This is a genomic window from Pseudomonas sp. 3-2 (assembly GCF_019710535.1).
Classification (GTDB): Bacteria; Pseudomonadota; Gammaproteobacteria; order Pseudomonadales; family Pseudomonadaceae; genus Aquipseudomonas; species Aquipseudomonas pharyngis.
The window spans coordinates 4418483-4432193 of record NZ_CP081200.1; the positions used below are offsets into that span (position 1 = coordinate 4418483).

General features: G+C 60.2%; 11 protein-coding genes. 5 read left to right on the forward strand and 6 right to left on the reverse strand.

Going from position 1 to position 13711, the window contains the following annotated elements; all coding sequences use genetic code 11:
- Nucleotides 1-62: 62 nt before the first annotated feature.
- Entirely contained in the window at nucleotides 63-1526 is a 1464-nt protein-coding gene (locus tag K3819_RS19955; protein WP_039772791.1) for a glyceraldehyde-3-phosphate dehydrogenase, read from the reverse strand.
- A 354-nt stretch (nucleotides 1527-1880) separates the two neighbouring features.
- Here K3819_RS19955 and mfd point away from each other — a divergent pair, with 354 nt between their 5' ends.
- Genes mfd through K3819_RS19970 form a run of 3 tightly spaced genes read left to right on the forward strand, consistent with a single transcriptional unit; the run spans nucleotide 1881 to nucleotide 8609 of the window.
- Entirely contained in the window at nucleotides 1881-5330 is a 3450-nt protein-coding gene (gene mfd / locus K3819_RS19960; protein WP_007953027.1) for a transcription-repair coupling factor, read from the forward strand.
- A 10-nt stretch (nucleotides 5331-5340) separates the two neighbouring features.
- Nucleotides 5341-5907: a CsiV family protein gene (locus K3819_RS19965; protein WP_221397811.1), complete on the forward strand. Its 567-nt coding sequence runs from the start codon at nucleotides 5341-5343 to the stop codon at nucleotides 5905-5907.
- Between the two features lie 11 nt (nucleotides 5908-5918).
- Nucleotides 5919-8609 (forward strand): DEAD/DEAH box helicase, encoded by a 2691-nt coding sequence (locus tag K3819_RS19970; protein WP_221397812.1) that lies wholly within the window; start codon nucleotides 5919-5921, stop codon nucleotides 8607-8609.
- Between the two features lie 114 nt (nucleotides 8610-8723).
- On the opposite strand, the gene K3819_RS19975 is transcribed toward K3819_RS19970, so the two are convergent.
- The 3 genes from K3819_RS19975 to K3819_RS19985 all read right to left on the reverse strand — a co-directional run bounded on the left by K3819_RS19975 (nucleotide 8724) and on the right by K3819_RS19985 (nucleotide 11351).
- Nucleotides 8724-9461: an S-methyl-5'-thioinosine phosphorylase gene (locus K3819_RS19975; RefSeq protein ID WP_064598112.1), complete on the reverse strand. Its 738-nt coding sequence runs from the start codon at nucleotides 9459-9461 to the stop codon at nucleotides 8724-8726.
- A gap of 13 nt (nucleotides 9462-9474) precedes the next feature.
- On the reverse strand, nucleotides 9475-10473 hold the full coding sequence (nagZ, locus tag K3819_RS19980; protein ID WP_172829541.1) for a beta-N-acetylhexosaminidase: 999 nt from the start codon (nucleotides 10471-10473) through the stop codon (nucleotides 9475-9477).
- 170 nt (nucleotides 10474-10643) lie between these two features.
- Nucleotides 10644-11351, reverse strand: coding sequence for a TetR/AcrR family transcriptional regulator (locus K3819_RS19985; protein ID WP_007953037.1), 708 nt, complete (start codon nucleotides 11349-11351; stop codon nucleotides 10644-10646).
- 230 nt (nucleotides 11352-11581) lie between these two features.
- On the opposite strand from K3819_RS19985, the gene lexA reads away from it, so the two are divergent.
- Nucleotides 11582-12190, forward strand: coding sequence for a transcriptional repressor LexA (gene lexA / locus K3819_RS19990; protein WP_007953044.1), 609 nt, complete (start codon nucleotides 11582-11584; stop codon nucleotides 12188-12190).
- Between the two features lie 10 nt (nucleotides 12191-12200).
- Nucleotides 12201-12674 (forward strand): SOS-induced cell division inhibitor SulA, encoded by a 474-nt coding sequence (gene sulA / locus K3819_RS19995; protein WP_085613121.1) that lies wholly within the window; start codon nucleotides 12201-12203, stop codon nucleotides 12672-12674.
- Nucleotides 12675-12760: 86 nt separating this feature from the next.
- Here the strand turns inward: sulA and K3819_RS20000 are convergent, their stop codons facing one another.
- Both K3819_RS20000 and K3819_RS20005 read right to left on the reverse strand, forming a co-directional pair.
- A complete protein-coding gene (locus K3819_RS20000) occupies nucleotides 12761-12994 on the reverse strand; it encodes a hypothetical protein (protein WP_007953047.1) in 234 nt (77 codons plus the stop codon).
- Nucleotides 12995-13099: 105 nt separating this feature from the next.
- Nucleotides 13100-13624, reverse strand: a complete 525-nt coding sequence (locus K3819_RS20005) for a DUF6586 family protein (RefSeq protein WP_085613120.1) — start codon at nucleotides 13622-13624, stop codon at nucleotides 13100-13102.
- Nucleotides 13625-13711 lie beyond the last annotated feature (87 nt).

Here is a 13711-nt window from a genome sequence, read left to right on the forward strand (position 1 = left end):
AAATCGCGCGCAAACAAAAACGCCCCGACCAGAGTCGGGGCGTTTTCAATTGCAGCTAAGGCTTAGCGCGGGAACGCTGGCGGGTTTACACCGGCCATGTCCTCCATCACGCGAACCACCTGGCAGCTGTAGCCGAACTCGTTGTCGTACCAGACGTACAGAACAACGCGGTTGTCCTGAACGATGGTCGCTTCAGCGTCGACCACACCGGCGTGGCGCGAGCCAACGAAGTCGGTCGAAACCACTTCCTGCGAATTGACGAAGTCGATTTGCTTGTGCAGATCGGAGTGCAGCGCCATGTAGCGCAGGTACTCGTTCATCTCTTCACGGGAGGCGGCTTTCTCAAGGTTCAGGTTGAGAATGGCCATGGACACGTTCGGCGTCGGAACGCGGATCGCGTTACCGGTCAGCTTGCCGGCCAGCTCAGGCAGGGCCTTGGCAGCAGCGGTGGCAGCACCGGTCTCGGTGATCACCATGTTCAGCGCGGCGCTACGGCCACGGCGATCGCCTTTGTGGAAGTTGTCGATCAGGTTCTGGTCGTTGGTGTACGAGTGAACGGTTTCGACGTGACCGTTGATGATGCCGAACTTGTCATTCACGGCTTTCAGCACCGGCACAATGGCGTTGGTGGTGCAGGAAGCGGCGGACACGATCTTGTCGTCAGCCGTGATTTCGTTGTGGTTGATACCGTGAACGATGTTCTTCAGCTTGCCCTTGCCAGGTGCGGTCAGAACAACGCGGTCGATACCCGGGCACGCCAGGTGCTGGCCCAGGCCATCGGCATCACGCCATACACCGGTGTTGTCCACCAGCAGCGCATCTTTGATGCCGTACTGGGTGTAGTCCACTTCGGTAGGGTTCTTCGCGTAGATAACCTGGATCAGGTTGCCGTTGGCGGTGATGGTGTTGTTTTCTTCGTCGATGGTGATGGTGCCGTTGAACGAACCGTGTACCGAATCGCGACGCAGCAGGCTGGCGCGTTTGGTCAGGTCGTTTTCGGCGCCCTTGCGCACCACGATGGCACGCAGACGCAGGCCGTCGCCGCCACCGGTTTTCTCGATCAGGATACGCGCCAGCAGACGGCCGATACGACCGAAGCCGTACAGCACAACGTCGGTGCCTTTGCGGGCCGAAGCGTTTTGCTGGCCAACCACGTCAGCCATTTCTTCACGCACGAACTGCTCGGCGGTGCGGCCGTTGCCTTCGTTACGGAATTTGTACGCCAGCTTGCCCAGATCTACCGAGGCCGCGCCGAGCTTGAGCTCGCTCATGGCCTTGAGCAGTGGGAATGTTTCGTGGACGGAGAGTTCGCTGTCGTCGGCAGAGCGGTGGCGAGCAAAGCGGTGAGCTTTGAGAATCGCGATGACAGACTGGTTGATCAGGCTGCGGCCATAGATCGAGCTCACCACGTTGTTGTTGCGGTAGAGCTGACCGATAAGCGGAATCATCGCTTCTGCGAGTGCTTCACGGTCGATCCATTCACCAAGACACTGGTCGGGCTTCTGAGTCACGGTAACCTTCCACATGTAGGGGCAGAAAAAAGGGGCTACATTATGCCGCCGAGAACCTCTTGTAGCAATGCGCGCCTGTCGCGCAATCGGTAACAAAAACCCGTCCAAAAAAATAACGCTCTCCGCCAGCCCAGTAAAACCGGGGCTTCCAGCGCAGTCAGTTTTTCGACGACTGTTAGACGATGTCTGTAACCCTCCGTAACACCACCGACTTTTGGCACTACATAACCGTAAAAAAAGCGCTGGTTTTTATGGTTACCACTACATTTTTCCCAAACGGTGCAGATAGACGCATCCTGCAACTGACAGGCGGCACCGGACGCCGCTACAATTACCGACTTTGTCGCAACGCCTGGAGCTCAACCTTCCGTGCCTGTTCTGCGTCTACCGCTTCTCCCTGCTGCGGCAGGTAAACAGCACTGGGGCAACCTCCCCGGTGCCGCCCTGAGCCTGGCGATTGCCGAGGCTGCCAGCGCTGCCAAGCGCTTCACGCTGCTTTTGACCGCCGACAGCCAGAGTGCCGAACGGCTGGAACAGGAGCTGAGTTTCTTCGCCCCGGATTTGCCGGTGCTGCATTTCCCGGACTGGGAAACCCTGCCCTACGATCTGTTTTCGCCGCACCAGGACATCATTTCTCAGCGCATCGCCAGCCTTTATAGGCTGCCGGAGCTGGAACATGGCGTGCTGGTGGTGCCGATCACCACCGCCCTGCATCGTCTGGCGCCGACTAAATTCCTGCTCGGCAGCAGCCTGGTGCTGGATGTCGGGCAGAAACTCGATGTCGAGCAGATGCGCTCGCGGCTCGAAGCCAGCGGCTATCGCTACGTCGACACCGTCTACGAGCACGGTGAGTTCACGGTCCGCGGTGCACTGATCGACCTGTTCCCGATGGGCAGCAAACTGCCCTATCGCATCGACTTGTTCGACGACGAAATCGAAACCCTGCGCACCTTCGATCCGGAAAATCAGCGCTCCATCGACAAAGTCGATTCGGTCAAGCTGCTGCCGGCCAAGGAATTCCCGCTGCAAAAAGAGGCGGTCACCCGCTTCAAGGCGCGCTTTCGCGAGCGCTTCGACGTCGATTTCCGCCGCTGCCCGATCTTCCAGGACCTGAGCAGCGGCATCACGCCGGCCGGTATCGAGTACTACCTGCCACTGTTCTTCGAAGAAACCTCGACCCTGTTCGATTACCTGCCGCAAGACACCCAGGTGTTCTCGCTGCCGGGCATCGAGCAGGCGGCGGAAAACTTCTGGAACGATGTGCGCAATCGTTATGAAGAACGCCGCGTCGATCCCTCGCGTCCTTTATTGCCGCCGGCCGAACTGTTCCTGCCGGTGGAAGACTGCTTCGCCCGCCTGAAGAACTGGCCGCGCGTGGTCGCCAGCCAGCAGGACGTGGAAACCGGTGCCGGCCGCGAGCGCTTCCCGGCGCAGGCCTTGCCGAATCTGGCGATCGAAGCCAAAGCTACCCAGCCGCTTGCTGCACTCTCGGCATTCCTCGATGAATTCCCCGGACGCGTGCTGTTCACCGCCGAATCCGCCGGTCGTCGCGAGGTGCTGCTGGAGTTGCTGGATCGCCTGAAGCTGCGGCCGAAAACCGTCGACAGCTGGCCGGACTTTGTCGCAAGCAAGGATCGCCTGGCGATCACCATTGCCCCGCTCGACGAAGGCCTGATGCTGGACGACCCGGCGCTGGCACTGGTCGCGGAAAGTCCGCTGTTCGGCCAGCGCGTGATGCAGCGTCGCCGTCGCGAAAAGCGCGCCGATGCCAACAACGATGCGGTGATCAAGAACCTCACCGAGCTGCGCGAAGGCGCGCCGGTGGTGCACATCGACCATGGTGTCGGTCGTTATCTCGGCCTGACGATTCTGGAAATCGACAATCAGGCTGCCGAATTCCTGACCCTCGAATACGCCGAGAACGCCAAGCTCTACGTGCCGGTGGCCAACCTGCATTTGATCGCCCGTTACACCGGCAGCGACGACGCACTGGCCCCGCTGCACCGCCTCGGCTCCGAGACCTGGCAGAAAGCCAAGCGCAAGGCCGCTGAACAGGTCCGCGACGTGGCTGCCGAACTGCTCGACATCTACGCCCGTCGCGCCGCCCGCGAAGGTTATGCGTTTGCCGATCCGAAGGCCGATTACGCGACGTTCAGCGCCGGTTTCCCGTTCGAAGAAACCCCGGACCAGCAATCCACCATCGAAGCCGTGCGCGAAGACATGCTCGCGCCGAAGCCGATGGATCGCCTGGTCTGCGGCGATGTGGGTTTCGGCAAGACCGAAGTCGCCATGCGCGCCGCGTTCATCGCCGTGCACGGCGGCAAGCAAGTGGCGATCCTCGTGCCGACCACCCTGCTCGCCCAGCAGCACTACAACAGCTTCCGCGACCGCTTCGCCGACTGGCCGGTGACCGTGGAAGTGATGAGCCGCTTCAAGTCGGCCAAGGAAGTGAACGCTGCAGTCGCTCAGTTGGCCGAAGGCAATATCGATATCGTGATCGGCACTCACAAGCTGCTGCAGGACGACGTCAAGATCAAAAACCTCGGGCTGGTGATCATCGACGAAGAGCACCGTTTCGGTGTCCGTCAGAAGGAGCAGCTCAAGGCCCTGCGCAGCGAAGTCGACATTCTTACGCTGACCGCCACGCCGATTCCGCGCACGCTGAACATGGCGGTGTCGGGCATGCGCGACCTGTCGATCATCGCCACACCACCGGCGCGACGCCTGTCGGTGCGCACCTTCGTCATGGAGCAGAACAAGAGCACGGTCAAAGAAGCCCTGCTGCGTGAGTTGCTGCGTGGCGGTCAGGTCTATTACCTGCACAACGACGTGAAAACCATCGAGAAATGCGCCGCCGAACTGGCCGAACTGGTGCCGGAAGCGCGAATCGGCATCGGCCACGGGCAGATGCGCGAACGCGAACTCGAACAGGTGATGAGCGACTTCTACCACAAGCGCTTCAACGTGCTGATCGCCTCGACCATCATCGAGACCGGCATCGACGTGCCGAGCGCCAACACCATCATCATCGAGCGTGCCGACAAGTTCGGTCTGGCGCAGTTGCACCAGTTGCGCGGCCGCGTTGGGCGTAGCCACCACCAGGCTTACGCCTACCTGCTGACCCCACCGCGCCAGCAGATCACCGGCGATGCGGAAAAACGTCTGGAGGCGATTGCCAATACTCAGGATCTTGGCGCTGGCTTCGTGCTGGCCACCAACGACCTGGAAATCCGTGGCGCCGGCGAACTGCTGGGCGACGGCCAGAGCGGGCAGATTCAGGCCGTTGGATTCACGCTGTACATGGAAATGCTCGAGCGCGCGGTGAAGTCGATCCGCAAGGGCGAACAGCCGAACCTCGATCAACCGCTCGGCGGTGGCCCGGAGGTCAACCTGCGGGTGCCGGCGCTGATTCCGGAAGATTACCTGCCGGACGTTCACGCACGCCTGATCCTTTACAAACGCATCGCTTCGGCCACCGACGAGGAAGGTCTGAAGGATCTGCAGGTCGAGATGATTGACCGCTTTGGTCTGCTGCCGGAGCCAACCAAGAATCTGGTACGCATCACGGCGCTGAAATTGCAGGCCGAACAGTTGGGCATCAAGAAAGTCGATGGCGGTCCGCAAGGCGGACGCATCGAGTTCGCGGCGCAGACGCCGGTCGACCCGATGACCCTGATCAAATTGATCCAGAGTCAGCCAAAACGCTACAAATTCGAAGGCGCCACGATGTTCAAGTTCCAGGTGCCGATGGAGCGCCCGGAAGAGCGCTTTAATACTGTGGAGGCGCTGTTCGAGCGCCTCATCCCGAAAACTGCTTGAAGGACGCCGCATGCGCCTGTTTCGCTCATTGACCTTGCTACTGACTCTGGTAGCACCGACGGCGTTTGCCGATGACCTGTATCAGGTCGAAATGATTCTGGTACGCCAGAACGCCGTCCCGGCGATTGTCAGCCGCGCGGCACCGGAAGACTGGGCGGCGGGCGCCCAGCGGCTGAGCGATGACAGTAAACGCACGCCGGCGCTGAACGACGTTGTGACCAAACTCACCGCAAGCGGCGAATACAGCGTGCTGATGCACAAAGCCTGGCAGCAGACGCTGGGCGAGACGCCTGCCAAAGTTGCGGTCAGCGAAGGTCAGGAGCAGTTCGGCCAGTTCCCGATCGAAGGCACGATTGAAATGAAGCTCGGGCGCTTCACCGACGTGAACGCCGACTTCTGGGTCAACCAGATCGACGCCAACGGCATGGTCACCGCCAGCGAGCGCCTGAAACAGGACAGCCATACCAAAAATGGCCAACTCAACTACCTCGATAACGGCCACCTGGCCCTGCTGATCAAGATCACTTCACTGACGGCGCCCGCGCCTCGGGAAGCGCCTGAAGCCATTCCGGACTGACTGAAGTCCTTATGTCCCCGCCTCTGAGTAAACCGCTGGCCTCCTCCTGGGTCAGTCGGTTCAAGGAACAAAGCCTGGAGCGTGGCCGCCGCTATGCCCTGGAAAACCGGGTGCGATTCGTGCAGGTCGGCGACGCGACCATTACCGCCAGCTGCGAAGGTTCTGGCGGTAATGTGTACCGTCAGACGATTCATCTGCGCGAGTCGGCCAAAGGCACGCTGCTGATGGTCGACGCCACCTGCACCTGCCCGGTGCACAGCAACTGCAAACATTGCGCGGCGGTGTTGCTGCAAGTGCAGGAAACCCTCGAATACCCCGCCGCCGCCAAAGACGCCGAACTGCTGGAAAAACTCCAGGCCGTACTGGAAAACCGCAGCCCGAAAGCGCCGCCGCAAGTGCTGGTGGACAACGTGCAACCGGTGCCGCGCTTGTGGCTGGCCAGCGTCGAGTTCAGCGCATTCGAACCGCGTAACGGCAAAATGCAGCGTTATATCCAACATCGCGCGGCGCTGTCCTTCAGTTACCTCGACGAATACGTCAGCGGCCAGAAGAACAGCGACATTCTGATTCGCCAGGAAGCGCAGACCCTGCGGGTCAAGCGCCATCCGGACGTCGAGCAAAGCTACCGCGAGCAGTTGCGAATTCTCGGTTTCCGCATCGCCACCCGGCAGAGCAAAGCCCTGCCGGAAAGCGCCGGAGAACTCTACGAGATGGTCAACGACAGCGCCTGGCTGACCTTCACTCTCAACGATCTGCCGAAGCTGCGCACCCAGGGCTGGGAGCTGCTGGTCGATGATGAGTTCGGTTTCGACCTGACTGCCGTGGACGACTGGTACGCCACCGTCGAGCAGACGCCGGAACGCGACTGGTTCGATCTGGAGCTCGGGATCATCGTCAACGGTGAGCGCCTGAGCCTGCTGCCGATCCTGCTCAACCTGATGCGTTCGCACACGGAAATCCTCAACCCGGAACGTCTCGCCCGCCGTCGCGATGATGAACTGATTCTGGTGAACATCCCGCAACGCAACAGCGAGCACGGGCCGTTGCAAGTTGCCCTGCCCCTCGGTCGCCTGAAACCGGTGCTGGCGACCCTTGGCGAGTTCTATCTTCAGGAGCCGGGCGAAACCACCCTGCGCCTGAGCAAGGCCGACGCCACGCGCCTGAATTCGCTGGAAGGCATTCCCCTGCTCTGGGAGGGTGGCGAGCAGATTCGCAGCTTCGCCCAGCGCTTGCGCGACATCCGCGATTACAGCGCCAAAGCACCGAAGGGGCTGAATGCGACGCTGCGTCCTTATCAGCTCGAAGGCTTGAGCTGGATGCAGTCGCTGCGGCAACTTGAGGTCGGCGGGATTCTCGCGGACGACATGGGCTTGGGCAAAACCCTACAGACATTGGCGCACATTCTCAGCGAGAAGAACGCCGGACGCCTGGATCGCCCGAGCATGGTGGTAATGCCTACCAGCCTGATTCCCAACTGGCTCGACGAAGCGGCGCACTTCACGCCACAGCTCAAGGTTGTCGCGCTGTACGGTGCCAGCCGTAAAAAGCATTTCGAACATCTGGCCGATTACGACCTGATCCTCACCACTTATGCGCTGCTGCCCAAGGATGTCGAACGTCTGGCCAAGCAGCCGCTGCACGTACTGGTGCTGGACGAAGCGCAGTACATCAAGAACCCGAACAGCAAAGCTGCACAGGCTGCCCGTGAACTCAATGCGCGTCAGCGCCTGTGCCTGAGCGGTACACCACTGGAAAACCACCTGGGCGAACTGTGGTCACTGTTTCACTTCCTGCTGCCCGGCTGGCTCGGCGACGTCAAAAGCTTCAACGCCGATTACCGCGTGCCGATTGAAAAACGCGCGAGCGAAGTCAGACTTCAGCACCTCAACGGTCGGATCAAACCGTTTCTGCTGCGCCGCACCAAGGAGCAGGTTGCGACCGAGCTGCCGCCGAAAACCGAAATCATTCATTGGGTCGAGCTCAACGAAGCGCAGCGCGACGTGTACGAAACCATGCGCCTGGCCATGGATAAAAAGGTTCGCGACGAAATCACCCGTAAAGGCGTGGCGCGCAGTCAGATCATCATTCTCGAGGCGCTGCTCAAGCTGCGTCAGGTCTGTTGCGATTTGCGCCTGGTCAACGACGCCACCCTGCCCGCTCGCGGCAGCACATCAGGCAAGCTCGACAGCCTGATGGAAATGCTCGAGGAGTTGTTTGAGGAAGGACGGCGGATTCTGCTGTTCTCGCAGTTCACTTCGATGCTGTCACTGATCGAGGACGAGCTGAAAAAACGCAATGTCGCCTATGCGCTGTTGACGGGACAGACCCGTGATCGGCGTACACCGGTGAAGGAATTCCAGAGCGGCAAGCGTCAGATCTTTCTCATCAGCCTGAAGGCTGGCGGCGTGGGTCTAAACCTGACAGAAGCGGACACGGTGATTCACTACGATCCGTGGTGGAACCCGGCGACCGAAAATCAGGCAACCGACCGCGCGTATCGCATTGGCCAGGAGAAGCCGGTGTTCGTCTACAAGATGATTGCCCGGGGCACGGTCGAGGAGAAGATTCAACACTTGCAGCGGGAAAAATCCGACCTGGCGGCCGGCGTGCTGGATGGGCGCAAGGCCGGGGACTGGAAATTGCAGAGTGATGATATCGAGGCGCTGTTTGCGCCGCTGCCGGACAAATTCGACAAGCGCTGAAGTCTTTGTCGTCTACCAGATCGATTCGCGGGCAAGCCCGCTCCCACAGAGATAGCGCTTAACCTGTGGGAGCGGGCTTGCCCGCGAATGGCTCGACTCGGTTTTGAGCCAGACTCAGCCCTTCAGCACCCGCGCCAACGTCGATTTCACCTTGCCCATCCCGTCATGCAGCGCCTGCTCGATCTCGGCCATGGTGATCACTTCAGTGGTCTTGCCCGCCGCCGGGTTTACCACCAGCGACAGACACGCGTAATCCAGATCCAGCTCGCGAGCCAGCGCCGCTTCCGGCATGCCGGTCATGCCGACGATGTCGCAGCCGTCACGCTCCAGTCGCACGATCTCGGCCACGGTTTCCAGACGCGGGCCCTGGGTACAGGCATAAACGCCTTGATCGCTGTATTCACACCCTTCCGCGGCCAATGCAGCAATCAGTCGCTGACGCAGCGGTTCGCTGTAGGGAAAGCTGAAGTCGATGTGTGTGACATGTTCCAGATCATCGGCGAAATAGGTGTGCTCGCGACCGCTGGTGTAGTCCACGATCTGATGCGGCACGCAGAAATGTCCGGTGCCCATTGCAGGATGAATCCCGCCCACGGCGTTGACCGCAATGATTGCTTCAGCCCCTGCCTGCTTCAATGCCCAAAGGTTGGCGCGGTAGTTGACCTTGTGCGGCGGGAAGCGATGCGGGTGGCCGTGACGAGCGAGGAACAGCACTTCCTTACCGGCGTACTCGCCAATCTGGACCTCGGCCGATGGCGCGCCATAAGGCGTATCCACCGCCAGCGACTGACGAATGCTCAGGCCTTCCAGCTGGGTCAGGCCAGTGCCGCCAATGATTGCGTAAACCGTCATAGCGAAAAAATCCTTAATCGATCAGTTGAGCGTCTTTGAGCGCGCCGACAGCGGTCAGCCAGCGCGGATCCTGACGGTATTCGGTATTGGCGAATGCCTGACCGCGCATGCGTGCGATGCGCGGCGACGGCTTGACCTTCATGCGCTGCGCGGCACTCAGGGCCAGCTCGGCAGCTGCGCGATCGTTGCACACCAGGCCCATGTCGCAACCGGCACTCAGTGCCGCTTCGATACGGCTGGCGGCGTCGCCAACCACGTGGGCGCCGGCCATCGACAGGTCGTCGCTGAAGATCACGCCGTCGAACTGCAACTCGCCGCGCAGGATGTCCTGCAACCAGCGCCGGGAGAAACCGGCAGGTTGTGTGTCGACTTGCGGATAAATCACGTGGGCCGGCATGACGGCGGCCAATTGCTTGCTGAGTCTGGCGAACGGCACCAGGTCGTTGGCGCGGATCTCTTCGAGGCTGCGCTCGTCGTTGGGGATTGCGACATGGGAGTCGGCTTCCGCCCAGCCGTGGCCAGGGAAATGCTTGCCGGTGGCGGCCATGCCCGCGCTGTTCATGCCTTTGATGAAAGCGCCTGCGAGCAGTGCGGCGCGCTCCGGGTCACCTTCAAACGAGCGGGTGCCGACCACGGCGCTGCGCTGGTAATCCAGATCCAGCACCGGCGCGAAGCTCAGGTCGAGTCCGACTGCCAGCACTTCGGTGGCCATGATCCAGCCGCATTGCTCGGCCAGATACTCGGCGTTCGGGTTATCAGCGATGGCGCGCATGGCTGGCAAACGGACGAAGCCCTGACGCAGACGCTGGACGCGACCGCCTTCCTGATCCACCGCCAGCAGCAAGTCCGGACGAATGGCACGGATCGCCGCGCTCAGTTCACGCACCTGGCGCGGATGCTCGATGTTGCGGGCAAAGATGATCAGGCCGCCCACTTCGGGCTGGCGCAACAATTGGCGATCTTCGGCCGTCAGCCAGGTACCGGCGACGTCCACCATCAACGAGCCTTGCAGGCCAGCAGTCATAGAGATTCCTTGAAAACGAAAAACCCGTCGCCCACGAAATCACCACCAGGGACATTGCCCGGCGGGTCGGTGATTTCGATGAGAAACGGGTTCAGAACGAGAGTCGACATGGGCGGCTAGCTTAGCGGATGTCAGCTGTCGCGCCCACCCATGAACGGTCAAACCTTGGCAGGTGCCGGCGCGGATTTGCTGCGTGGTCGCAACTGCGCTGTGGCCATGGCCGTGTCCGTGACGCCGGTTTCGGCACGCATGCCGGCCGCCAGGAACGGCACCATCAGACGCATCACCTGCTCGATGGAGGTGTTGACGCCGAAATCGGTCTCGGCAATCGCACGCAAGGCCTTGATCCCGGACATGCTGAACGCCGCAGCGCCGAGCATGAAGTGCACGCGCCAGAACAGTTCGATTGGAGGAATACGCGGCGCAGCTTCATTCACCAGCAACATGTAGCGGCGGAATACCTTGCCGTACATGTCTTCCAGATAACGGCGCAAGTGGCCCTGGCTCTGACTGAAGGCCAAACCGAGCAAACGCATGAAGATCGACAGATCGTTGCCGCTGCGTGGCTGTACTACCAACGCTTGCTCGACGAGGATTTCCAGCAACTCTTCGAGCGAAGGCTTGTTCTCTGGTTTGGCCTGGCGGCGCTCCAGCTCTTTGTCGAGGCTGATGCAGAACGGACCAAGGAAGCGCGAGAAAACCGCCTGGATCAGCGCCTTCTTCGAGCCGAAGTGATAGTTCACCGCAGCGAGGTTGACCCCTGCCTTGCTGGTGATCAGACGCAATGAGGTTTCAGCGAAACCTTTTTCCGCGAACAGCTGTTCTGCAGCATCAAGAATGCGTTCAACGGTTTCCGACTGGGCCATGGCTACTCCGCCTGACAAACACTTGTTTGAAACATACGTTTCAGTCTATGCCTTGTCAAGCCTGCCAGTTCGTTTTGGGAATGGTCGGTCAGTTATTTAACCACAACAAGGACGCCACATTAATCAGCGCCGTCACTGACCGTCCGGCGGCATGGCAAAAAACGATGATTGCCAAGACCGCTTCACTGTATATAATCCCAGTCACTGTATAAAAAGACAGAGCGATCAATATGCTTAAGCTGACGCCACGCCAAGCCGAGATTCTGGCCTTTATCAAACGCTGCCTCGAAGACAACGGTTACCCGCCGACCCGTGCGGAAATCGCTCAGGAACTGGGTTTCAAATCGCCCAACGCGGCCGAAGAACATCTCAAGGCGCTTGCCCGCAAAGGCGCGATCGAGATGACACCCGGCGCTTCTCGCGGCATTCGCATTCCCGGTTTTGAAGCCAAGGTCGACGAGTCCACGCTGCCGATCATCGGTCGAGTAGCTGCCGGCGCGCCGATTCTCGCTCAGCAACACATCGAGGAGTCCTGCAACATCAATCCGGCCTTCTTTCATCCGCGCGCCGACTACCTGTTGCGCGTCCACGGCATGAGCATGAAGGACATCGGTATTTTCGACGGCGACTTGCTGGCGGTTCACACCACCCGCGAGGCACGCAACGGTCAGATCGTGGTTGCCCGGATCGGCGACGAAGTCACCGTCAAACGCTTCAAGCGTGACGGCAGCAAAGTCTGGCTGATTGCCGAAAACCCCGAGTTCGCCCCTATCGAAGTCAACCTGAAAGACCAGGAACTGGTTATCGAAGGCTTGAGTGTCGGCGTCATCCGCCGCTAAAGGAGGCTTTATGCAGTTCCCACACGCACCTCAGCAAACACAACTGCCGTTGTTCGAGGCATTTCTGGCGCAACCACTCGCCCCCATCCTCAAGGATGTTGTCGAGCGTCCGTGGAATACCGAACCTGAAGCGTTCAGCGAGCTGTCACTACGCGGCGCGACCGGGAACTGCCTGAGCCTGCTGGCACCGATTCTTCGCGAACTGAGCGAGGATCAGGACGCACGCTGGCTGACCCTGATTGCACCGCCTGCCAGCCTGACTCAGACCTGGCTGCGGGACGCTGGATTGAATCGCGAACGCATCCTGCTCCTGCAACCACGCGGCGCCCAAAGCGCTCAGCAACTGGCCTGCGAAGCACTACGCCTGGGCCGCAGCCACACGGTCGTCACGTGGCTGAACCCACTAAGCGCAGGGTCACGGCAACAGCTGATCAGCGCCGCCCGCACCGGGGACGCTCAAAGCCTGAACATTCGTTTGGGTTGATTCAGCAACAATGTGCGCCAAGTTAAGCGCAGGGCTTCTCCAAGGATAGAGAAGCCGGTCTGGAGCAGTGACTGACAGACAGCGGATCAATGAAGAACCCGCGGCCCCTCATCTTTATCGAATTCGCCTTCAACCATACGCCCCGCCATTTGCACGCCAACGCTCAACATCGCTTTGGCAATTTCAACGTGCTGGCCCTGCAAAAACGCCTTGGCATCCTCGGAGAAATCCAGAGTCACCAGAGAACCCTCGTCCTCGGCCCTGCGCAGTTCGATTCGGCCGTCTGGTAGCTCGACAATTTCTAGAAAGGACGTTGGCATATAGGTCTGATCTCCACGAAAGGCAGGGATTATATAGACATCATTCAGGCTTCGCTCGGGATCTTGACCAGCAGCACGCCTCTCGTCGCCGCCAACCCACGCCCCTCAGCACTCGCTCAAGCCTTCACGGAAACGGAGCGCCAGCCCCTTGAGGTTCTGCCGCCAGCTCTCGAGCTCTTCACGGCTCAACTCTTCAACCACCTCTTCTTCATCCAGATTCACTGCCTGAATCAATGGCTGCGTCACATCGCCCTTCGGCTTGTGTGGCACGCGTGGCGGCTGAAACAACGCCGAATGCGCAGCCAGTAACTTAGACAGCCAGGTCTCCGGATTGCCCGCCAGCTCAATCATCTCTGCCAGCTCAGGAATGGCAATCGACTCCAGCACTTCGCGGGTCAGCAGAGTTTCCGCCCGCGACGTATTGGCTTGCGGCAGACGGTAGAAGCCGGCGATTTCATGACACAACCCCAACAACGCACCGTAGAGATGAAACAGTGCGGATTCGCGCCCGGCCTGAATCAGCGCCAGCGAGTTCATCGCCCGCCCCTCTTCGGCCCTGGCCAGCGCTTCCAGCGACAAACCCGCGAAATAGATCTTCTGATTGGTACGGGTATAGAGTTCGTGGGCCATGTCGGCACTCTCCACATCGAAATAATTGCTTCACACAGGCCGGACAGTGTCATGGATCAGCCGATCCAACCGCAAGCATTAAACAAA